At 65.7% G+C, this 21,751-nt stretch carries 18 protein-coding genes and 10 pseudogenes; 17 read left to right on the forward strand and 11 right to left on the reverse strand.

Features of this window, described 5'->3' with window-relative positions:
• Positions 1–11: 11 nt before the first annotated feature.
• From OG985_RS48055 to OG985_RS48065, 3 genes and pseudogenes are all read right to left on the reverse strand, one after another.
• Entirely contained in the window at positions 12–635 is a 624-nt protein-coding gene (locus OG985_RS48055) for a transposase (RefSeq protein WP_371666453.1), read from the reverse strand.
• Positions 635–1,090: pseudogene (locus OG985_RS48060) on the reverse strand (transposase); the annotation flags it as partial. The gene OG985_RS48055 and the pseudogene OG985_RS48060, both read right to left, overlap by 1 nt.
• 121 nt (positions 1,091–1,211) lie before the next feature.
• Positions 1,212–1,835 carry a hypothetical protein gene (locus OG985_RS48065; protein WP_371674707.1) on the reverse strand — a complete coding sequence of 208 codons (624 nt, stop codon included), beginning with the start codon at positions 1,833–1,835 and terminating at the stop codon, positions 1,212–1,214.
• Between the two features lie 53 nt (positions 1,836–1,888).
• Between OG985_RS48065 and OG985_RS48070 the strand changes: the two are divergent.
• The 9 genes and pseudogenes from OG985_RS48070 to OG985_RS48110 all read left to right on the forward strand — a co-directional run.
• Positions 1,889–2,507: pseudogene (locus tag OG985_RS48070) on the forward strand (IS256 family transposase); the annotation flags it as partial.
• 47 nt (positions 2,508–2,554) lie between these two features.
• A pseudogene (locus tag OG985_RS48075) lies at positions 2,555–3,228 on the forward strand (IS630 family transposase); the annotation flags it as partial.
• A gap of 173 nt (positions 3,229–3,401) precedes the next feature.
• Positions 3,402–4,100 carry an IS3 family transposase gene (locus tag OG985_RS48080; protein ID WP_371666452.1) on the forward strand — a complete coding sequence of 233 codons (699 nt, stop codon included), beginning with the start codon at positions 3,402–3,404 and terminating at the stop codon, positions 4,098–4,100.
• A 169-nt stretch (positions 4,101–4,269) separates the two neighbouring features.
• Positions 4,270–5,467, forward strand: a pseudogene (locus OG985_RS48085) (IS30 family transposase).
• Between the two features lie 337 nt (positions 5,468–5,804).
• Positions 5,805–6,221 (forward strand): hypothetical protein, encoded by a 417-nt coding sequence (locus OG985_RS48090; RefSeq protein WP_371666451.1) that lies wholly within the window; start codon positions 5,805–5,807, stop codon positions 6,219–6,221.
• Positions 6,222–6,541: 320 nt separating this feature from the next.
• Positions 6,542–7,060, forward strand: a complete 519-nt coding sequence (locus OG985_RS48095) for a winged helix-turn-helix domain-containing protein (protein WP_371666450.1) — start codon at positions 6,542–6,544, stop codon at positions 7,058–7,060.
• A complete protein-coding gene (locus OG985_RS48100; RefSeq protein WP_371666449.1) occupies positions 7,057–7,509 on the forward strand; it encodes a transposase in 453 nt (150 codons plus the stop codon). The genes OG985_RS48095 and OG985_RS48100 overlap by 4 nt, the downstream gene beginning before the upstream one ends.
• Before the next feature lie 428 nt (positions 7,510–7,937).
• Entirely contained in the window at positions 7,938–8,774 is an 837-nt protein-coding gene (locus tag OG985_RS48105; RefSeq protein ID WP_371666448.1) for a class I SAM-dependent methyltransferase, read from the forward strand.
• Positions 8,775–8,988: 214 nt separating this feature from the next.
• Positions 8,989–9,930, forward strand: a pseudogene (locus OG985_RS48110) (IS256 family transposase); the annotation flags it as partial.
• 81 nt (positions 9,931–10,011) lie between these two features.
• Here OG985_RS48110 and OG985_RS48115 read toward each other — a convergent pair.
• The 4 genes and pseudogenes from OG985_RS48115 to OG985_RS48130 form a co-directional block, all read right to left on the reverse strand.
• Positions 10,012–10,266: pseudogene (locus tag OG985_RS48115) on the reverse strand (Tn3 family transposase); the annotation flags it as partial.
• Positions 10,267–10,339: 73 nt separating this feature from the next.
• Positions 10,340–10,750: pseudogene (locus OG985_RS48120) on the reverse strand (Tn3 family transposase); the annotation flags it as partial.
• Complete coding sequence (locus OG985_RS48125; protein ID WP_371666447.1) at positions 10,705–10,893, reverse strand: hypothetical protein; 189 nt, start codon at positions 10,891–10,893, stop codon at positions 10,705–10,707. The gene OG985_RS48125 and the pseudogene OG985_RS48120, both read right to left, overlap by 46 nt.
• Positions 10,894–10,957: 64 nt before the next feature.
• Complete coding sequence (locus OG985_RS48130; RefSeq protein ID WP_371666446.1) at positions 10,958–11,518, reverse strand: recombinase family protein; 561 nt, start codon at positions 11,516–11,518, stop codon at positions 10,958–10,960.
• Positions 11,519–11,759: 241 nt separating this feature from the next.
• Here OG985_RS48130 and OG985_RS48135 point away from each other — a divergent pair, with 241 nt between their 5' ends.
• Together OG985_RS48135 and OG985_RS48140 are read left to right on the forward strand one after the other, a co-directional pair.
• Positions 11,760–12,398 (forward strand): RNA polymerase sigma factor, encoded by a 639-nt coding sequence (locus OG985_RS48135; protein WP_371666445.1) that lies wholly within the window; start codon positions 11,760–11,762, stop codon positions 12,396–12,398.
• Entirely contained in the window at positions 12,395–13,135 is a 741-nt protein-coding gene (locus tag OG985_RS48140) for a hypothetical protein (RefSeq protein WP_371666444.1), read from the forward strand. Before OG985_RS48135 ends, OG985_RS48140 begins: the two co-directional genes overlap by 4 nt.
• A gap of 355 nt (positions 13,136–13,490) precedes the next feature.
• Here the strand turns inward: OG985_RS48140 and OG985_RS48145 are convergent, their stop codons facing one another.
• From OG985_RS48145 to OG985_RS48155, 3 genes and pseudogenes are all read right to left on the reverse strand, one after another.
• Entirely contained in the window at positions 13,491–13,613 is a 123-nt protein-coding gene (locus OG985_RS48145; protein ID WP_371666443.1) for a hypothetical protein, read from the reverse strand.
• A 69-nt stretch (positions 13,614–13,682) separates the two neighbouring features.
• A pseudogene (locus OG985_RS48150) lies at positions 13,683–13,937 on the reverse strand (ISAs1 family transposase); the annotation flags it as partial.
• 296 nt (positions 13,938–14,233) lie between these two features.
• Positions 14,234–14,401, reverse strand: a complete 168-nt coding sequence (locus OG985_RS48155; protein WP_371666442.1) for a transposase family protein — start codon at positions 14,399–14,401, stop codon at positions 14,234–14,236.
• 77 nt (positions 14,402–14,478) lie between these two features.
• Here OG985_RS48155 and OG985_RS48160 point away from each other — a divergent pair, with 77 nt between their 5' ends.
• The 5 genes and pseudogenes from OG985_RS48160 to OG985_RS48180 all read left to right on the forward strand — a co-directional run bounded on the left by OG985_RS48160 (position 14,479) and on the right by OG985_RS48180 (position 18,966).
• Entirely contained in the window at positions 14,479–14,802 is a 324-nt protein-coding gene (locus OG985_RS48160; protein ID WP_371666441.1) for a hypothetical protein, read from the forward strand.
• Positions 14,803–14,861: 59 nt separating this feature from the next.
• A pseudogene (locus OG985_RS48165) lies at positions 14,862–15,512 on the forward strand (transposase); the annotation flags it as partial.
• A gap of 145 nt (positions 15,513–15,657) precedes the next feature.
• Positions 15,658–17,301, forward strand: coding sequence for an IS1182 family transposase (locus OG985_RS48170; protein ID WP_371666440.1), 1,644 nt, complete (start codon positions 15,658–15,660; stop codon positions 17,299–17,301).
• A 19-nt stretch (positions 17,302–17,320) separates the two neighbouring features.
• A pseudogene (locus OG985_RS48175) lies at positions 17,321–18,064 on the forward strand (transposase); the annotation flags it as partial.
• 203 nt (positions 18,065–18,267) lie between these two features.
• Complete coding sequence (locus tag OG985_RS48180) at positions 18,268–18,966, forward strand: tetratricopeptide repeat protein (protein ID WP_371666439.1); 699 nt, start codon at positions 18,268–18,270, stop codon at positions 18,964–18,966.
• 86 nt (positions 18,967–19,052) lie between these two features.
• Here the strand turns inward: OG985_RS48180 and OG985_RS48185 are convergent, their stop codons facing one another.
• A complete protein-coding gene (locus tag OG985_RS48185; protein WP_371666438.1) occupies positions 19,053–20,510 on the reverse strand; it encodes an NF041680 family putative transposase in 1,458 nt (485 codons plus the stop codon).
• A gap of 171 nt (positions 20,511–20,681) precedes the next feature.
• On the opposite strand from OG985_RS48185, the gene OG985_RS48190 reads away from it, so the two are divergent.
• Complete coding sequence (locus OG985_RS48190) at positions 20,682–21,482, forward strand: hypothetical protein (RefSeq protein ID WP_371666437.1); 801 nt, start codon at positions 20,682–20,684, stop codon at positions 21,480–21,482.
• The last annotated feature ends 269 nt before the right edge of the window (positions 21,483–21,751 follow it).

The following is a 21,751-nucleotide window of genomic DNA, read 5'->3' on the forward strand; positions in this document are numbered from 1 at the left end:
ACTTCGGCGCATCAGGGTGACGCTGGGTCGTCGAAGGTCAGGCCGGTGCCTGCTATGAAGCCGTCAAGAGTGTCGGGCCGGTACTGGAGGCGTTTGAGCCGGTTGCGTACGAGGACTTCGAGCCGGTCGAGGGCGACGACGGCGAGGTTGGCCAGGCTGCGCTTGACATGTGCCCATACCCACTCGACGGGGTTGAGGTCGGGCGAGTAGGCGGGCAGCAGGAATACCGTCAGCCATTCACGCTCGGCGATCAACTCACGTATGGCGTGGGAGACGTGGGTGTTCAGCCGGTCCCAGACCAGCACGATCGGGGCCTTGACGAGGTGGTGGACTCCGTCGATCAGCGCGATGAAGTCCCGTTCGCCTATGCTGCGGCGTTTGCCTTTGCCCGCGGGATGGGTGCGCAGGCGGTGACACAGCCGGGTGCGGGAGCCGGGCCGCATCGCGATGAGTCCGGCCACCGACAGGCGGCCCGAGCGTCGCCCGCTCACCGTGACCTGCGGGGTGCGGCCGCGCCGGCCCCAGGTGCGTCCTTTGGGCGGTCGTCGCGTGAAGCCCGCCTCGTCCTCGAAGCAGACGTAGCCCCCGCACGCCGCCCGGGCTCTTTTACCTCGGCCCAGGTCGCCTCCTTCCACACGGTCACGGCCTGCTCATCGCGCTCGGCCACCCGCCGCGCGGGTACTTGAGGACTGAAGCCGAGCCGGTGCATCAGCCTCGTGGCACCCGAGACGCTGTAGGAGACGTGGAACTTCCTGCCGATCAGCGTGGCCACCCGGGCAGCCGTCCACACCTGGTCCTCCACCCAGCCATGCGCGGCAGGCCCCTCATCGAGGTACGCAGCCAGCTTTTCCAGACAGCCCGGGGACAGACGGCATCGCGATCCACTCGAGCCACGAGAGACCAGAGCCTGCACGCCACCGTCCCGCCACATCTGCTGCCACTGGTAGGCCGACTTCGGGCTCACCCTCAGGCGCCGTGCGACTTCCGGCGGCTTGATGTCCTGCTCGAACAGCTCCGCCGCCTGCATCCGTACCGTCTCCCGGCGCTGACGTCCCACAGGGGTCAGGCCGCCCCCATCCGCATACCTCATACACCACGGAATACAGACAACACTCCAGGCCCATCAGGGACGTCGAAGAAGATCACCCTAACGAGCCGAAGTCAGTAACGAACTACCGTTACCGGTAGTTCGTTAAATCCGGAGGTAGAGATCAAGGCCGTGTCCGGTGGTGACCGCGTCGATCAGGGCCTGGAGGTCGGGGGGTGGGTCTCTGTCCGTCCAGGATCGCCACCATCGGTTCAGGGTGGTGGCGGGGGTGAGCCAGGCGCGGACCGAACGTAATGCCTTGGGCCAGCAGGGCAGTTGGGGTGGGTGGGGTTCGGTTGGTCCCCCTCTCTGGCCCCTCGTCGGGGCACGGGTCCGGGGCGGTGTCATCCAGGGGTCCGGGTGGGTTGAACCACTGGTCCCAGCAGAAGGAGAAGGCACAGTTGACCAGGGTCTGGTGGCGGCGGATGGCGCGATCGGAGCGGACCTGGAAGTCGGCCCAGCCGAGTTCGTCCTTGATCTGTTTGTAGCTCTGCTCGATCCATGGCCGCAGGCCGTAGAGGCGGACGATCTCGGCGAGGTCGGCCGGCGGATGCGGGCTGGTGGCGGCGTGGGGTGCGTCGGGGTGGGGCAGGTTGGTGGCCAGGTACCAGGTGGCCTTCTCCGGCAGCCGGGCTGGGTCGGTGGTGGCCACGACCAGTCGGCAGGGCGAGTCGGGACCGTAGCCGCCCAGTCGGGCATCGGCGGCCCACCAGGTCTCGGTGTGCCCGTCGCGGAAGTGACGCTCCACGGCCGTCCAGTCGCCAGGGCGTCTGGCACCCTTCCAGGTCAGGGCGCGGTTCCCGGACAGCGTGGCGCAACGGGCACCGGGACAAGACCCTGACCACGCCGGCCGGCGATCTGGACCTGGAGATTCCCAAGCTCCGCACCGGCAGCTTCTTCCCCAGCCTGCTGGAACGCCGACGGCGCATCGACCAGGCCCTCTATGCCGTGATCATGGAAGCATATGTCCATGGGGTCTCCACCCGCTCGGTCGATGACCTGGTCAAGGCCCTGGGCGGGGACAGTGGCATATCGAAGAGCGAGGTCTCCCGCATCTGCGGCGAGCTCGACGAGCCGCTGACCGCGTTCCGCACCCGCCCTCTGGACCACACCCGGTTCCCCTACCTCTACCTGGACGCGACGTACTGCAAGGTGCGGGTGAACCATCAGATCGTCTCGCAGGCTGTGGTCATCGCCACCGGCATCACTGAAGACGGCGGCCGCGAAGTCCTCGGGACCGCCGTGGGGGACAGCGAGACCGAAGCGTTCTGGAGTGAGTTCCTGCGCTCGCTCCGTGCCCGCGGCCTGGGCGGCGTCCGCCTGGTCATCGCGGACCACCACAGCGGACTGATCGCGGCGATCCGCAAGGTGATGCTGGGCTCCTCGTATCAGCGGTGCCGCGTTCACTTCCTGCGCAATTGCTTCGCGCACATACCCAAAGGCGCTGTCAGGCGGGCTCTGATCATCATGGCGTCGGCGTCGGGTACCCCGGTCACGGCGATCGCCCGGTTGGTGGCTGCTCACGAGGACACCGTCCGCGACGTGATTCACGCCTTCAACAAGAAGGGCCTGGCTGCGCTGGACCCTCGGTGGGCGGGAGGCTGTCCCCGCCTGATCAATGATGAGGAACGCAAGTTCATCATTGCGACGGCCAAGACCCGCCCCGCAACGCTGGGACGTCCGTTCACGCACTGGAGTCTGCGCAAGCTCGCCGACCACCTGGCCCGCAACCGGGTCCGGACGGTCAGGATCGGCCGGGAGCGGCTGCGGCAGATCCTGCGCGAGCACGGGATCTCCTTCCAGCGCACGCGGACCTGGAAGGAGTCCAAAAGACCCCGACAAGGAAGCCAAGCTCGACCGTATCGAGCACGTGACCAGGCATTTCCCGGATCGGTGCTTCGCCTTCGACCAGTTCGGCCCGCTGTCGATCCGCCCTTGCCACGGCTCCGCCTGGGCTCCGGAGAAGAGACCTGAGCGATTGCCGGCCACCTACCACCGCACGCACGGCATCCGCTACTTCCACGGCTGCTTACTCCATCGGTGACGACCAGCTCTGGGGTGTGACCCGCCGCCGCAAAGGCGGCGACCACAGCCTGGCGGCCCTGAAGTCGATCCGGGCCGCCCGGCCCGACGGCGCCCCAGAAGCAGCAGGAACCGGCTCCCGATGCAGAATTGACGGTGAACGAGCGGGTACGCCTGAAGGAACTCGAACGGCGGAACCGTGAGCTGGAGATGGAAAACTCCTTCCTGAAAAAATGCGCGGCGTACTTCGCGAAGGATCCCCGGTAGCAAGCAAGTACAGTTCATCGATGAGATGCGGCTCGACACTGCGGAGTGCGCATATAGCGTCGAGTTCATGTGCGGCAGACTCGGCGTCTCCAGATCCGGCTACTACGACTGGCGATCCCGCCCGGAATCCGCGACGGCACAGCGGCGCGAGGAACTGAAACTGCTCATCAAGAAAGCCTTCGACATTTCCGACAGCACCTACGGCCACCGTCGCATCCAAGCCCAGCTGCACCGCTGGGGCATCAGCGTCGGCCTGGAACTGGTCCGCCGCCTGATGCGCGAGCTGGGACTTGAGTCCTGCCAGCCACAGCCGAAGAGGTTCAACCTCACCAAGGCCGCGGCCGGCCAGGTGCCGGACCTCGTCGGCCGCAACTTCACCGCGGACGCGCCCGGCGAAAAGCTCGTCGGTGACATTACTTATATCGGGACCGGGGAAGGCTGGCTGTACCTCGCGACGGTAATCGACTGCTGCACGAAGGAAGTCATCGGTTACGCGATGGACGACCACTACCAAACCCCACTGATATCCAGGGCGATCCGTAACGCGGCACGGAACAGGAACCTCTCGGCCGACGCGATATTTCACTCGGATCGCGGAAGTAACGGTGGATTCAACTGGTCGTCGCAACACCCTGATCTCGGAGGTGTGCGACGTGGCCACGGCGGACTGGAGTTTGAAGACCAGCGATGTTCCGGAGGGGCGGCGTCGGCAGTGGCGCGCTGACCGTGCGTTGCGGCCGGCGATGCGTTCGCCGGGGCGGCCTGATCCTTCTCGGGTCGTGCAGCGCCAGTTCTGGCGACTGATCGCCACGGGGGTCACGACGGTGGAGGCGTCGTTGGTGGTCGGCGTGTCGTGGCCGGTGGGTGCGAGGTGGTTTCGTCACGCTGGCGGCATGCCTCCGATCTCGTTGGCCGAGCCCGCGGGCCGGTACCTCACGTTCGAAGAGCGCGAGGAGATCGCGATCCTCATGGCGATGAGCAAGGGCGTGCGCGAGATCGCCCGCGCCCTGGGGCGAGACCCCGGGACAATCTCTCGCGAACTGCGCCGCAACGCCGCCACGCGCGGCGGCAAGCAGGAATACCGCGCGACGGTCGCCCAGTGGAAGGCTCAGCAGGCGGCCAAGCGCCCGAGGAACGCGAAACTCCTGGGTAACGACCGGTTGCGTGAGTACGTAGAGGACCGGCTCGCCGGCAGCATCCGTCGCCCCGACAACATGACCGTCACCGGGCCCAAGACGCCCGCATGGAAAGGGCTGAACAAGCCGCACCGTCAGGACAGACGTTGGGCGACGGCATGGAGTCCGGAGCAGATTTCGCACCGACTCCGTGTCGACTTCCCCGATGATGAGTCCATGCGCATCAGCCACGAAGCGATCTACCAGGCGCTGTTCATCGAAGGCCGTGGCGCGCTCAAGCGGGAACTGGTGACGTGCCTGCGCACCGGCCGGGCGCTGCGGGCTCCCCGTGCACGGTCGCAGAACAAGCCGCAGGGGCATGTCACCGCGGACGTCGTCCTCAGCGAACGCCCCGCCGAGGCCACGGACCGCGCGGTCCCCGGACACTGGGAAGGCGATTTGATTATCGGGACGGGCCGCTCCGCGATCGGCACGCTCGTCGAGCGCAGCAGCCGCTCCACGCTCCTGGTGCACCTGCCCCGTCTGGAGGGCTGGGGCGAGAATCCGCCCGTGAAGAACGGCCCCTCGCTCGGGGGCTACGGCGCGATCGCGATGAACGCGGCGCTCACCACGTCGATGACGCAATTGCCTGAGCAGCTACGTAAGACCCTCACCTGGGACCGTGGGAAGGAACTCCGGTCATACCCAGTTCGCTCTCGATACCGGGACGAAGGTGTTCTTCGCCGATCCGCACTCGCCCTGGCAACGACCGACGAACGAGAACACGAACGGGCTGCTGCGCCAGTACTTCCCGAAGGGCACCGATCTCTCCCGCTGGTCGTTCACGGACCTCGAAGCCGTCGCCATGGCGATCAACAACCGGCCCCGCAAAGTCCTGGGTTGGCGGACGCCGGCCGAGGTCTTCGAAGAACAGCTACGCTCGCTGCAACAGCCCGGTGTTGCAACGACTGGTTGAACTCGCCCAGACAACGACATCACCGATCAACAGTCACGAGATCTGAGGCTGTAGTACGAGCTGATCAGACCACAGGCGAATCGAGGTCAAAGATCAGTACTCCACGTTTGTCGAGGGGAATGTGGTCAACGGCGATAGCAACAAAGGGGGTTGTGAAAAATTCATGGTTCAGTCACGCGCCCGTACCTTACACCAACACCTTCGAAACGACTGCTTGAGAACTGATGGAACATCACAAATTACTGGCGGACGGGGAAGTAATTCAGTATCGATTACTCTGTCGGCCATTAGAATTTGGCGGGATGCTTTGATTTCCAACTACGCCTGAGGGGTGTACATGTCTTTGAGATCCCGATCCCTGGCACTCGGTCTAGCGGCCTTCGCTCTCGCATCTGTAGCAACCGGCACGGCCAACGCTTCGGTGATCCCTCAGCAGAGCGAGAGCACGACCTGGCAAGCCAGCGTACAGATGCCGCAGGGGGACCCTTGTTCTGTCCATGTGATAACCGAGTACCACGGCTACACGGATAATGAAGCTATGGTTGCATTTGCTAACCATGCGACTCATAATCTCTACAATTCCTCAGCCATTGCCAAGGAGCATTGCGGGGCTGCGTTCACTGTGTTCGACAGTGATACCTCTGCGCAGCTTTCCATTGGCCATGACTGCTCAGACGTCCCCCCGGAGGGTGGGCCGTGCAAGAAGGTCTACTACATCTCAAAAAACTACTACTACAAGCAGCTTGTTCAGTAGTGTAGCTGTGGGGGGTTCCACACCCAGCTACATTCCCAGTGCACCTGCTATCCCTGTTCCTGCGTGCGTTCTGGTCAACTGGGAAATGTAGATGCGCTGAAGCTCCGTTGGTTTAAGGTGAGCTACCAACTCGCTTGGAAGCAAAGGAGCTTCGATGCGATCCCGTCAAGCGTGAGTTGCATGCCGCCCTTCGGGGGCACGTAGCCGAGTATGAGCATCCCTGCGTTACTTTGATGCAGGGCGAGTTCTATAAACGCCTTGGCCGTGGCGCTCTTGTTAGAGCGTGCGTCCGCCAGTACTGATCTTTAAGGTCTTGCTTGATGATCTGTCAGTTCGGGCATATGGGCGGTATGGGGACTTCGAATGCCGCGCGTTGGGGGCCGGCTGAGCGGGAGGCGCGGCGGATGCAGGCCGCCGACCTGTTCGAACAGGATGTGAGGCAGGCGCATGTGGCCCGGCTGCTGGGGGTGTCCCGGCGGGCGGTCGGCCAGTGGCATGCGGCGTGGCGGGAGGGCGGTCGTGAGGCGCTTGTGGCGCGGCCGAACGGGTCCCGCTCGTATCTGACGCCGCAGCAGGAGCAGGAGTTGCTGCGAGAGTTACGACTTGGGGCGTCGGCGCACGGCTGGGAGGGCCAGGGCTGGACGCTCGCGCGTATCGCGCGCGTGATCGAGGAGAAGTACGGGGCGCGGTTCACGGTGCCGGGGGTGTGGTACCTCATGGACCGTCTGGGCTGGTCGTGGCAGGTTCCGAAGACGCAGGCGGTCCAGCGCGACGAGGAGGCGATCGCCGCATGGCGCACGGAGACGTGGCCGGCGGTGTCCCATCCGGTCAAGCCGTGACCGAGGGGCGCTGGATCGTCTTCGAGGACGAGTCCGGAGCGGCGCTCGCCGGCGTGGTGCGCCGCACCTGGGGACAGCGGGGCACCACTCCGGTGATCAAGCTGAACGGGTCGCGCGGGGACCGGGAGAACATGGTGGCGTTCGTCGCCTACAGGCCCGGGTTCGAGCCGAGGCTGCTTGTGTGGCACAAGAGTCGCGAGGGATACACCAAGGAGCACTTCCCGCTCCTGCTGACCATGCTGTACGCCCGCCTCGGCGGCCCCGTCACGCTCGTATGGGACAACTACTCCAGCCACACCAGCGCCGGGGTACGCGAGTGGGCTGAGGGGCAGGAGCGCTGGCTACGAATCGTCCAACTGCCGCCGTACGCCGGAACTGAACCCGGTGGAGCTCCTGTGGAAGATCGTCAAAGATCTCCTCGCGAACCGCGCATTCCGTTCGATTCGTGAGCTGGCAGAAGCCGCCGACGCCGCACTCAGCAAGATCAAGCAAGCCCCGCACCTCCTGCGCGGATTCCTGGCCGGGACCGGGTTGGTATTGCTGGAATGACCGTCAAGCACCGAGATAAAGATCTGTAGTGCTACTGTTCCGTTTTCCTGGCCCGCCCGCCGAACCGGACGTGCCCGTCTCCGGGCATCCGGCTCTCCACGTGCTCTTGCCTCCAGTCAGCCGACGGCTGCCGGTATTGGCGTCCATGGTGTGGGTATGTTCCGTCCCCGGTATCGGTAGCGGATCACCGGAACCTTCTGGGGTTGGAACAGCGAGATCCCGTCCTCGGTCGGCCGTTTCCCCGGGAGGAAAACGGTTTCCCGTCCTGAGCTGGAGCGATCTTCAGAGGCTGTTCGAGATCCGGTGGGGGCTTTGTCACACTGCTGGCATGAACGGAAAACGCCTTGATGAGGAACTCGCCGCGAACCGCGCCCTTTGGGACGCCCGCGCCCGGGCACACGGAACGACCCCGAATGACATGTTCTACGACGTCGATTCGTTCCTGGCCGGACGCCAGACGCTCTACGGGATCGAGCTGGAGCTAGCCGGTGATGTGACCGGCCAGGATGTGCTGCATCTGCAGTGCCACTTCGGCATGGACACACTCAACTGGGCCCGTCTGGGCGCCAGGGTCACCGGCATCGATTTCTCGTCGACGGCGATCACCCGGGCACGTGAGCTGGCCGAGCGCGCCGGGCTGACCGCCGATTTCATCGAGGCGGACACGCAGAACCTTCCATCCGACCTGGCGGACAGGTTCGACCGGGTGATCGCCACCTACGGGGTGCTGTGCTGGATCGCTGACCTCGATGCATGGATGCGCGGCACGGCAATGGCACTGCGGCCTGGTGGCAGGCTGGTACTGGTCGACCTGCATCCCGCCTTCCAAACCCTGGCCAGCTACGAGCCGCTCGTGGCCGACTGGCCCTACGGCGGCGGCGAACCCCAGCGAGAAGCGGTCACGGGCACGTATGCCGATCCGGACCTGCTGATGGAGGCGCAGGAAGTAGTCCAGTATCCTCACTCCGTGGGCGAGATCGTGACAGCGGCCGCCGGAGCCGGACTGATCGTGGACCACCTCGGCGAACACACAGAGGCCGAGTTCGACGGACGCCGCATCCTGCCCCAAGGACCCGACGGCAACTACCGCTTCCCCTTCAGCGACACCTATCTCCCGATCCTCTACTCGTTGCGAGCGGTGTCACCTCAACCGACCGCAGAGTAGATGCCACCCGTCCCTCAGTGTGAGCACACAGTAGGCCGCAGGGCTTGGGAGAAAGGGTCATGTCCCGCTTGGTGGTGTAGCCGATCAAGTTGTGGGCGTGCGCGGGCGGGTGCCCGGGGCGCACTTCTGCTGGTGTCCGACGCTCCCTGACGCGAGGAGGGCCATCACGTAACTCTTCTTGGTGAACGCCCAGTTCAACCATGAGGAGTACGTGATGGCCCTGTCCCAGTCTGACCTGATAAGGATGCTGGAGTCACTACGCTCGTCCGACGGAATCGAGCTCGTCCGCAGCGTGGCAGAGCGAATGCTGCAGGAACTGATCGAAGCCGAGGTGAGCGCGCACATCGGTGCCGGCTGGAATGAGCACACCGGTTCCCGGACAGCGTGGCGCAACGGGCACCGGGACAAGACCCTGACCACGCCGGCCGGCGATCTGGACCTGGAGATTCCCAAGCTCCGCACCGGCAGCTTCTTCCCCAGCCTGCTGGAACGCCGACGGCGCATCGACCAGGCCCTCTATGCCGTGATCATGGAAGCATATGTCCATGGGGTCTCCACCCGCTCGGTCGATGACCTGGTCAAGGCCCTGGGCGGGGACAGTGGCATATCGAAGAGCGAGGTCTCCCGCATCTGCGGCGAGCTCGACGAGCCGCTGACCGCGTTCCGCACCCGCCCTCTGGACCACACCCGGTTCCCCTACCTCTACCTGGACGCGACGTACTGCAAGGTGCGGGTGAACCATCAGATCGTCTCGCAGGCTGTGGTCATCGCCACCGGCATCACCGAGGACGGCGGCCGCGAAGTCCTCGGGACCGCCGTGGGGGACAGCGAGACCGAAGCGTTCTGGAGTGAGTTCCTGCGCTCGCTCCGTGCCCGCGGCCTGGGCGGCGTCCGCCTGGTCATCGCGGACCACCACAGCGGACTGATCGCGGCGATCCGCAAGGTGATGCTGGGCTCCTCGTATCAGCGGTGCCGCGTTCACTTCCTGCGCAACTGCTTCGCGCACATACCCAAAGGCGCTGGTGAAATGGTCGCCGCGACGATCCGGACCGTCTTCGCCCAGCCCACTGCGGAACTGGTCGCCACCCAGCTGGACACCGTTGCCGACATGCTCGGCGAGCAGTTCCCCAAGGTGAAAGAGATGCTGCTGACGGCGAAGAGCGGCCGCCTTACCGCCGGACGGCTGTAGGCCGAACAGCCCACCCATCAACTCGTAGGCCAAACAGACGAATCACACCTAATTCCTGATAGACCCGTGCTTCACGGAGAGGGCGACCTGCATGAGGTCGGGCCAGTGGCGGCGGATCAACTCCCAGCCGATCGCGGTGCGCGGGTCGGTGGAGAACAGCGGGTCGATGTGCCGGTAGCGCACGGCGGGGTGGGGGCGGTGGAAGGTGGTGAGGTCCTGGAAGTTGCGGATCCTGGGCAGCAGGTCGATCCCCAGGAGATGGGCGAGTCCGAAGACTGGGAAGGACTGGCCTTGCGTGTCGGCGTGGACCTGGCCCGGGCCGGGCCGCCGACTGGTTCTGGAGCAGGGAGTCGATCAGGTAGACGGCCTCCCAGACGCCACAGGGAACGAACCGGGAGAACAGGGCGAGGTAGGTGTCGGCGACCAGGTGGTGGGCGATGCCTCCGTAGCCGCCGTACCGGATCGAGGTCTCGGCCAGGAGGTTGTCGACTGCGGCGTCCATTATGGTGCCGTCCACGGCGGCCACCGACCCGTCGCCCCACGCCCGGACCAGGTCCAGGTCGAGGTGGGCGTCGACCACGTCAGCGCCGGCCCGGGCAAGGTTCGTCGCGGTGCAGTGGCGTTTGGCGATCGCGGCCAACTCGTGCGCCGTCACGGTGTTCATGTGCGGGGCCGCCTGGGTGGCGCCGAGGCCGGAGCCGTAGGTGAACGCGGTGACCACGTAGCGGGCCAGCGGGTCCTTCAGCTTCGCGGATCCAACCCCGACAGTGGTCCGAGGCGGTGCCACCAGCCGGTCCAGTGTGCCGCCCGGGCGAGGTGCTCCAGGATGCCCCGGGCTGGTAATCGCAGGGTGAGCTCGGCTTCCAGTGCCTCCGCGGAGGCGGTGCGCTCGCGGCCGACGCGCTGTTTGAGTGATGGCACCCCGGTCACCGGGTCGATCGTCAGGTCCCGGGTCCTGCCGGTATCGCTCCAGGATTGCGCGTTAAAGGATTGATCATGGTGTGGCGGTCTTGCCGAGGTGGCGGTAGATGGTGGGGCGGGTGACGCCGAACTCGTCGGCGATCTGTTGGACGGTCAGTTCACCGGCGTCGTACATCTCCCGGGCGAGCTTGATCTGGCGGGGGCCGAGTTTGGGTTTCTGGCCGCCGGTGCGGCCGCGGGCGCGTGCGGCTTCCAGGCCGTCGACGGTGCGCTCGGACATCAGGGCGTGCTCGAATTCGGCTACTGCGCCGAGGATCTGGAAGAACTTCCTGCCGACGGCGGTGGAGGTGTCGATGCCCTGGTCGAGCACGACGAGGTCGACGCCGCGGGCTTGGAGGTCTTTGGCCAGCTCGATGAGGTTCTCCAGCGAGCGGCCTAGGCGGTCGAGTTTGGTGACGACGAGTTGGTCGCCTTCGCGGGCGACGAGGAGGGCTTTGTCGAGTTCGGGGCGGCGGGCGAGCTTGCCGGATGCCTTGTCGGTGAAGATCTGTTCGCACCCTGCGGCTTTGAGGGCGTCTTGTTGCGCTTCAGGGTGTTGGTCCCGTTTCGATACGCGGGCGACGCCGATTCTCATGTCTGAACCGTATCGTGAACGGGGTTGTGCGTTGCACAGGTGCGTACACGGGTAGCGTTACATGTGCGACCTGGGAATGTCAGGTGGATCTTCGTGTTTCGCGAACGATCGTTACCGTACGCTCGATGCCAGAGGCGTGCCGCTTCGCTTCGGCACCGATGGTGAGGCAGTGGGCATGTCGGCGGTGAGCTCTGTGACGGGTATCACTGCAACGGGCTTGGGTGGTCGGACAGGACTGTGTGTGGAGATATCGTTGCGCGCCCGGGTGCGTGCCGGGGACCCGACCGCATTCGGGCAGATCTTTGATGAGCACGCCCGGGTCGTGTACAGGCATGCGGTGCGCTGGACCGGCGACTGGGTCGCTGCCGAGGACGTGGTGTCCCTGACGTTCCTGGAGGCGTGGCGGCTGAGGAAGAAGCTGCGTCCGGACGGAGAGAGTCTGCGGCCTTGGTTGCTGGGGATCGCGACCAATGTGCTGCGCAACACCGCCCGCGCCGCGCGCCGGCACCAGAAGGCGCTCACGCAACTGCCGCCGCGTGAGACTGTGCCCGATTTCGCGGAGGAGCTCGTGGGGCGGCTGGCCGACACCGAGCAGCTGGCCGCGGCCAAGGCTGCGCTTGAGCAGTTGCGGCCGGCAGAGCGGGAGGTGTTCGCCTTGTGCGTGTGGTCCGGCTTGGAGCATGCGGCGGTGGCCGAGGCGCTGGGGGTGCCGGTCGGCACGGTTCGTTCCCGGCTGTCGCGAGCTCGCAGTCGGCTGCGGGAGCTCACTGAGCAGGAACTGGCCCGGGTTCAAAAAAACATGCAACGCGCCTCTGGCAGCGGACAGATACCGGGTGACCGCACATCCGCGGTCCGGTCGATTCAGGAGAAGAACCGATGAATGCCACCCCGCAGTCGCCGCAAGGGTCGGAGCGCGAGGAACTGTCCCGGCTGCTGCCGGCACCGGCGGACCCGGATCTCTCTCGCGACCGCCACCTTTTGCTGAAGGAACACCTCATGAACCACGTGCAAGAAGAGTCCGGCCTCACCGCGAGGCGCTGGCGTCTGGCGACGCGATTTGTTGCCCCGGTGGCGCTGGCGGCGGCCGTGGCCGGTGTCGCGGTGAGTATCGGCCAGACGTCCGGGAACACCGACACCGTCGCGGCCGGCCCAGACCGGATCAGCAACGTGGCCTACACCCTCGACCAGGAACCCAACAACACGGTGAAAATGAGCATGCGGGTTGAGGGAGGGGAGCTGAAGTGCGTCAACGGCAATTGCAGTGTCCCTCCGACCGGCCCTGAGCCTGAGAGGGTGCTGGCTGACCCTGCCGGCTTGCAGCACGATCTGGACCGTATGGGCGTACATGCCCGCGTTTACCGTGAAGACCCCAGCTGCCCTGTCGACCAGAGGGACCTCAACCGGGACAGGGGGGTCACCAGGGCTGCGATCGGGAAGATCGAACGCGAAAACAACCGCCTAGTCACAACCATTCACCGGGACAAGATTCCCGATGGCTCGACCCTGGTGGTCTTTCTTCCGTCCAATGAAGACACGCCTCACGGGCTGTTCGGCGTAGATGTCCTCAAGGGAGAGCTCCCCTCCTGCTACCACGCCCAGAACGAGGAACTTCGCTAACCCAGGACCATGCCTGGCCGGTGAGCCCAGACGAACATTACTCACCGGCCAAGGCCACTCTTACCAGATCGCCGACTGTCAGTTCTTCCGGGCCAGTCGCCAGGTCATGAGGGTGACTCGCCCAGGTGACGAGTGCCGCAGTCCCCGGAGTCACCAGCCGGCGTCGGCCGGGTCGGCGGTGCCGGGGAATCGAATCGCAGAGGCCTATGCCCTCGCTCGTCGAACTGGGCGAGCTCGCGTTCATAGTCGACGGTGATGAGCCGTAGTAGGTCTTGGGAGGAGATGCGCGTGGTAGCGCCGGGACATGTCCCGGCGCTACCACGGCCCCGGAGTGTTCCGGGATTGTCCGGTTTGGTCATGTGATGCCATGGAGCTTGAGGATGGTGGCCGGGGTGGTGTGGGCACGTCTGGCGCTGGCGGTGTTGGCCCAGCCGACGGCCCGCAGCGTGCCACGGACGATGTCGCTCAGGGTGGCCATGACGGCGGGGGTGTTGCGGGTGCGGATCGTGCGGGCGTCCTCGCCGAAGACGACGTCGCGGATCCAGTGGACGGAGTTCTCGATGGTCCAGTGGTCGCGGGCCCAGGCGGCGATCTCGGCGGGGGTAGCCTGCTCGGCGGGCAGGTCGGTGACCGCGTAGACGATCTCCAGTCCACTTCTTCTTGCCGAGCGGGCGGCTTCTGCGGCGGATGCGTACGACCTGGCGGGCGTGGGGAACAGGAGCCCGTTGACGCTGGCGACTTGCAGTTCGCGGATCTCCTCTCGGCCGTGACCGCGCTCGGCGGTGCGGTGCAGGACCGGTATCTGTTTCCAGGGAAGAGACTTGAGCTGGCGGGCGAGGTTCTTCTGGTTGCCCCCAGCGCGCTCGCTTCACCGGCGGTTGCTGTCTCGGCCAGGGCGGCCAGGCGTTGATAGCCGGCCCGGGTCAGCTTGTCGGGGCTGACCTTGGCGTAGGCGTCGCGCAGTGTCTTCTCGTCGGGGCAGCAGATCCGCCCGGCCAGCGGATCGTAGGGACATCCGAGGTCGGCCAGGGTCTGCTGATCGCAGCGGCGGACCCACTCGCCCACCGAGACAAGGGAGTTGTGGGCCCACCGTGGCCATCAACAGACGCCGATCGCCAGCAGAGTAGCCAGTTGATATCGCACTCCGCGCGGATCACGCGGGTCGGGCACCTGCGCCAGGACCTGCAGCAGCCCCTCGGGAACGACCGAGTCCACGCAGGTCGGCGATGCGGTCAGACGGGACGCGTCCGGAAGCGCAACGGACATGGGGGAAGATGGAGCGACGAGCACGGCACCCTTGCAGATCGTGGCAGCGTAGAGAACTTCCATGATCCACAAGCGCCGTGCTCGCCCTGCATCCGGGACCCGCCAGCGATCACCAGGTCAAACCGGACATCCCGGAAACGCTCCGGGGCCGTGGGGTGTTTACAGCCGGATGTGTGCTGTCAAGTTATGCGAGTGTTGTCGGTGAAGTTTTTGAGCACGGAGTTGCGATGCCAAGAGAATCGTTACTGAAAAAACGTATCAAACTTACCCAAATGCTTACAAATAGCCCCTCGCAGGCCGAAGTGCTGTTCGAGCGTGCGCTCGTCAATGCACAGTTAGCCTCGCGCTTTCGCGAGTGGGTCTGTCCGGGTCTTGATCAAAAAAGCGGAGAGTGCTGCTGACCTGCAACGATGGGACTTGTCGAGGGTCCTGTCACTGCAAGGAAAGAAGCACTCTCCAGGTGAAGAAGAGTAGCGGGTCGTACCCGCGCGTCCGTGTCGAGGGCGGCGGCCGCGGGGTGGTCTCGCAGGCCGGGGCGGTGCTGCTGGTCGAGACGGCCCGCAAGTGTGGCCTGGACGGTGCGATAGCGGCGGCACTGGCACCGTGGCGCAAGCCGCGGGCCGTGCACGACCCAGGCAAGATCCTGCTGGATGTGGCGCTGGCCGTCGCGCTCGGCGGCAACTGTCTGGCAGACGTCGGCATGCTGCGGGCCGAGCCGGCTGTGTTCGGCCCGGTGGCCTCCGATCCGACCGTCTCCCGCCTCGTCGACGCGCTCGCCGCCTCCGGCCCGAAGGCTCTTGCGGCAATCCGGGGCGCACGTTCCGAAGTACGCACGCGGGTCTGGGAGTTGGCCGGGACAAGCAGTCCGGCCGCCGACGGCCAAGTGATCGTGGACATCGACGGGGTACTGGTGCTCGCACACTCCGAGAAGCAGGACGCCACCCCGACCTGGAAGAAGACCTTCGGCCATCACCCGCTCGTCGCGTTCGTCGACCACGGCCCAGCCGGATCCGGGGAACCGGTGGCCGCCCTGCTGCGGCCCGGCAACGCGGGCTCCAACACCGCCGCCGACCACATCGAAACCGCCCAACTCGCCCTGGCCCAAGACCCTGATGGTTAATTCGTGCGGCTGAGGGTGCTGGTGGGAGTGGGTGGGCAGGTTCCTCCTGTGCCGGGAGGGTCCGGCCGGGGAGGGGCTCGTTTTGTCGATGTCGCCGCGGTCGTGGCCGGAACCGTCGCCGGAGATCGCTGCGGCGGTGCGGAAGATATACGCGCGTAAGGAGCCGCCGCTCGCGGTGGCGATCCGGGACCAGTTGCCCGAGGTGTTCCCGGACACGGAGTTCTCCGGTGCGTTCGGTGCACGGGGCCGACCGGCACTCTCGCCGGGCCTGCTGGCGCTGGTCACGGTGCTGCAGATGGCGGAGAACCTCACCGACCGGCAGGCCGCCGATGCCGCCCGCAAGGACCTCACCTGGAAATACGCGCTCGGGCTCGGCCTGGCGGACGAGGGGTTCGACGCGTCGGTGTTGTCGGAGTTCCGCACCCGGGTGGTCGAGCACGGCCTGGAGGAGCGGGCCTTGGACCTGCTGCTGGCCGCGTTGAAGGAGAAGGGCCTGGTCAAGCCGGGCGGGAAGCAGCGGACAGACTCCACTCACGTGATCAGCGCGGTGCGGGACATGAACCGCCTGGAGTTGGCCGGTGAGAGTGTGCGGGCCGTGCTGGAGGCGCTTGCGGCCGCGGCACCGGGCTGGCTCGCCACGGTCGTGGACGTCGAACCATGGTCCAGGCGTTATGCGGCCCGGGTCGATTCCTGGCGGCTGCCCGTCACCGCGTCCAAGCGCGCCGACCTGGCCGTCGCGTTCGGAACGGATGCGGTCACACTGCTGGAAGCGGTCTACCGCGCCGACGTGCCGGGATGGCTGCGCGAGCTGCCCGCGGTGCAGGTCTTGCGGACCGTACTGGTGCAGAACTACCAGGTCACCGACACCCCCAGAGGACGGGAGGTGCGGCGGCGGGCGGCGGACGAGGACGGTCTCCCGCCGGCCAGAGTCCGTCTCGGCTCTCCGTACGACACCGACGCCCGCTGGGCGGCCAAGGGCGAGGACTTGTTCTGGCTGGGATACAAGATCCACCTGTCCGAGACCTGTGACGACGATGATGGCGACAACCGCGCCCCGAACCTGGTCACGAACGTGGCCACGACCGATGCCACCGTGCCGGACGCGTCGATGACCGAGCCGATCCACCAGACCCTGGCCGGCCGGAAACTGGCTCCGGGCGAGCACTACGTCGACTCCGGCTATCCCTCCGCGGCGCTTGTCGCCTCCTCGCTCAAGGACTTCGGCACCGTGCTGATCAGCCCGCTGTTGGGCGACTGCTCGCCCCAGGCCAGAGCCGGTGCCGGCTACGACCGGGCCGCGTTCGCCATCGACTTCGAACAGCAGAACGCCGTCTGCCCGCAGGGCCGCACCAGCTCGTCCTGGAGCCCCTGCACCCAGCGCGGCACCGACGCCGTGGTCATCAAGTTCGCCAAGACCACCTGCCAGCCGTGCCCGGCCCGGGGCCGGTGCACCACCTCGAAGGCCGGATACCGGCAGCTCACCGTCCTGCCCCGCCAACTCCACGAGCTCCAGCACACCGCCCGCCTCGCCCAGGCCACCCGTGACTGGCAGCACGAATACCGACGACGAGCAGGCGTCGAGGGCACCATCCGCCAGGCCGTCGCGGTCACCGGCACCCGCCGTGCCCGCTACCGCGGCCTGGCCCGGACGCACCTCGAGCACGTCTACTCGGCCGTCGCTCTCAACCTCATCCGACTCCACGCCTGGTGGAACGGCCACCCCATGGACCGGACCAGGACCAGCCACCTCGCCCGCCTCGAACTCGCCCTCGCGGCTTGACCCCGAATTAACCATCAGGGTCGCCCAACTGCCCAAACACCTGCGGCGGGGACGGCAGACACTGATCCGCACCGACTCCGCCGGCGGCACCCACACCTTCCTCGACTGGCTCTCCCGCCGGGGCCGGTGGCTGTCGTATTCCGTCGGAATGACCACCACCGACGCCATCCACCAGGCCGTACTGAAGATCCCGAAGAAGGCATGGACACCCGCCTACGACGCCGACGGCACCGAGCGGCCCGGCGCCTGGGTCGCCGAGATCACCGACATGCCCGACCTGAGTACCTGGCCCACGGGCATGCGGCTGATCGTCCGCAAAGAACGCCCGCACCCCGGCGCCCAGTTGCGCTTCACCGACCTCGACGGCAACCGGCTCACCTGCTTCGCGACCAACACGAAAGGCGGCCAGCTCGCCGACCTCGAACTGCGTCACCGCAGACGGGCACGCTGCGAGGACCGCATCCGAGGCGCCCGTGCCACCGGCCTGCGCAATCTGCCCCTGCACGACACGGCCCAGAACCAGATCTGGCTGGAGATCGTCTCCCTCGCGCTCGACCTCCTCGCCTGGATGCCGATGCTCGCGCTGACCGGCGAGGCCCGCCGCTGGGAACCCAAGAAGCTCCGGCTGCGGCTGTTCTCCGCCGCCGCTCAGCTCGTGAACACCGGCCGTCGCCGCTGGCTCCGCCTGCCCGCCCGATGGCCCTGGACCGCTGTCATCAGCCACGCGATCGTCAGGCTCCACGCCCTGCCGAACCCCGGTTGACCAGCCACATCGCCCGTCCCGACAAACCCGCACCACCACACCGGTGAAGTGGAACCCGGCGCCCATCCGACGCGAGAGCCGGGCCCTCGGCCTGCCCCAGCCCCGAAAAGACCCCACCACACAAACGCAGAGTCCCCGTCAACAAACCGACAAGGACTCATGAACGATCGAGGTTAGGACGGCGGGGGCGCGCAGTACGTGACATGGCCAGTGCGCTCGCGCTCAACGATGACCTGATCGAGCGAGCGCGGAGGGAATTCACAAAGTACGCTGGTGATCCCTTCGTTGTTGATGTCCTGGCACCGCAAAGCCCTATGGCGAAGGTCGTTTGGATGCTGCATTCCGAGAAATTTGCGAAGGCTCAGAAGCGGCTCACCCCCCTGCTTGCCGCCGAGCCGGAGAATCCGTCACTTCTCTTTCTTGCATCTCAGGCAGCAGCCGCACTAGACAGCTACGAGGCGGCGATATCGTTCGCAGAGAAGTGCATTACAATAGATCCCGACTTCACTGATGCACACTTCAACCTCGCTTTTGCTCATGAGGCGCTTCAGCATCACGAACAAGCTCTCGGGTCCTACCGCGCGGCACTGGCGCTTGAAGACGACCACGAAAGCTCGGCGTTCAATCTGATTCTGCTGTTGCGGAGGCTGGATCTTCATGTGGAGGCTGCCGAAGTCGGCGGGAGAACGTTGGCCGCATTGCCGATGGCTCTCATGGTGCGCTACAAACATGCTGAGACTCTGGCGATCTTGGGGAGACCCAACGATTCGCTGCGCGAACTTGAGAAGATAGTCGAGCGCGATCCCGCAGCAAGCAAATCCGTGGCTGACAATGAGCACTTTGCGCCTTACCTTGAAATCCAGGAATGGCAGTTGCTGATCGAATGTGATCACATCGTCTGATCAGAGACTTGCGGGTCTATCGGCGATACCGAGTGGATCGACATCGGTGGCTCTTGTCTTTACGGGTGCGCAAGCTAGCTTGATCTTTAACCTGTGCGGCGTGGTCGTGGGGTGGTCGACTTCTTCGTTCGTTGTTTCGCCGCCGGTGTTTTGCGGGGTGTGTGAACGTCGTGGCGTGGGGTGGGTCGGGTGTTCTTTCGGCCTGGTGGTCGTCGGGGGCCAGGACGGGTGGGTTTCGGTGCTTGGGCCGGGCAGCTGGCCTTGGGGCGGATGTGCCGGAAGTCGCGGCGGACTCGGGCGGGGGTGAGTCTGTCCGGCGGAGTTGGTCTTTCCCAGGGGCGACGTCGGTCGGCCGCCAGCGGCCGGGCGAGCCGCAGTTGGGTGTAGGCGGCGAGGATCAGCCAGGTCCATCGGTCGGCTGCCTCGGGGGTGCGGATCTTCGGGGAGGTCCAGCCGAGGGTCTGTTTGAACAGGCGGAAGGTGTGCTCGATGTCGAAGCGTCGCAGGTATACCTGCCAGAGACGGTCGGCATCTGCCGGGGTGGCGTCGGTGCCGGACCACCACAGCCAGACTGGCTTGGGGGTTGCTCCGCTGGGCAGGTGGTCGATGTCCAGGCGGATCACCGTCCCTTCGACGATCGGGAGGGTGCCGTCGGCAGCGGCCCAGGAGGAACGGTGGGTCAGTTTGGGGTGCAGGCGGTCCCAGGAGCGGGCCCTGGCGGTGCCGTAGAGACGGGTGTCGGCGACGGCCTCGGTGTCCGGGGTGCCCCAGGTGTCGGGCTGTCCGAAGACGAACTCGCCACCGTGCCGGGGCGGCCGGCCCTGGGTGTGCGGCAGCCGCGGTGGGACAGCCCTGCGCAGGACCCGGTCGGATCGCATCCTGGCCAGCACCTGGACCGGCAGGTCTTTGAGGAGAAAGCCAAGGCGGGGCGCGTCGTATCCGGCGTCCGCGACGACGAGGATGTCCGGGTCACCCGCCTGCCACTGCCCCGCTGCGATCAGTCGCTGCAGTAGATCACGCAGTTGCCGGGCGGTGACGGTGGCGGTGTCATCACCGGGCGCCAGCCGCAGTGCGTCCAGTGGTGCGGTCCATGAGCTGCGGCCCGGCTCCAGCGCGCAGATGATCGAGTAGGGCCAGCCCGGGACCGGGATGTGGTGGTCCTTGCCCCGGCCGTACGTGTGGCACAGGATCCGCTGCGGTGAGGTGTGCGCGTCGGGCCGCAGCCAGCAGGTGACGTCGATGGCCAGGACCAGCCGGCCGTCGGCAGCCCGTGGCAGTTGCACCTCGGCCAGTGCCCGCCGCAGCCGGCCGGCATCGATGCGACCACGGGCCACCGCCGCGTAGAGCCCGCCATGACCGCGACGGTGTTCACCCACCAGCGACAGCTCGGCCAGAGACCTCACCGGCCCGTCACCGCACAGGATGGCATCAGCGAGCTCGAACAAGGCGTCCGAACGAGCGGTCAGACAGGCGTAGAACTCGCCCCGGAAGCATGACAGTTGTGCCAACGCCTCCGATTGGGCGTCGTGATGCAGCAGACTCATCCTCACGGCCTTCGTTCTGAATGTGTGTGTTCCTTGGTCGGAGCACATGTTCAGACGAAGGCCGCCTCCACGTACGGCAGTTACCGGACCGAGTGATCAAGTTCGACGCGTCATTCGACGCCAGGCGTTAAAGATCAAGCTAGGGCATGTTTCGTAAATAAGACTGGGTAAATGTTTACTCGAGTGGGGCATTTCCGTGCACTTTATGGAGGCGTTCGCAAGTTGAGTTACTTTTCGGCAGCGTTGACCCTTGCTGGCGCAGCGGCGAATGTGTCTGATGCCGCCGTAGATCGCTTGGACCTGCTGGAGGCCACGCACGGCGTTGTCTTGCCTGCAGCGGTCCGCGAATGGTACTCCCGCCCCAAGCTGGTGGATCTCCTCGCTGCGACATCGAGCCTGGAACGAATCTACCCAATAAGGGACTTCGGGTATTGGGGGCCGTATTGGCGTTTTCCCGGTGGCGCCAGCGACCAGGAGGCGGAGCCCGGCGAGGAAGCTTCCAGGGTCGATCCGTTGGCTCTCGGCCTCCTGCCGTTCATGGAGGAGGATCAAGGCGTGTGGTTCATGGTCGCGCGCCTCAACGGCGCAGATGACCCGCCGCTGGTAGTTTCTTTTGATGTGGTGGGACCCGAGATGCAGTGGCAGCCGCATGTGGCGCGCTTCTCCGATCTGATCTACACCCGCCTGTGGGACGTATTCCCGGACGGATTTTCCCTAAGCGGTCGAGCGCTACCAGTAACCCAGGTCGATTTGACGACGCTCGGAACAGAGCTCCAACAGATGCAGTCTTCGTTTGAAGTTCCTGCCGGGACCACTTTCCGGTATGCCGACCGGTCCGGCGACCAGCGGGTGCTTTTGGTCGAGAGGTCACCGAACTGCTGGGATATCACCTTGTGGTCGGCAGGGAGAGAACTACTGAAAGATCTCGCTGCAAGGCTGGGATCAGTCAGCTTCCTACCAGAGCTTGCCTGATATCGCTGAACACCACAGCCACCCGCGCCTGACACTGCGGGGGAAACCTGTTGTGTTCATCCCCAGATGAGGGTTGTCCCGGCAGAAACCGGGACAACCCCGCAGCCCCAACAACAACAAAAAGCTGCCTTCAGACGCGAAAGCAGCACTCGTGCGATCGCTCATCTGAAGGACAGGAAGATCCCCACCACCCACTACCGCGACCCCCTCGGCGCCCTTTCTCTCGTCGCCAAGACAATCACCGCCCTCGACTTCCAAGAGCTGGTGAA

This window comes from Streptomyces sp. NBC_00289 (assembly GCF_041435115.1).
Lineage (GTDB): Bacteria > Actinomycetota > Actinomycetes > Streptomycetales > Streptomycetaceae > Streptomyces.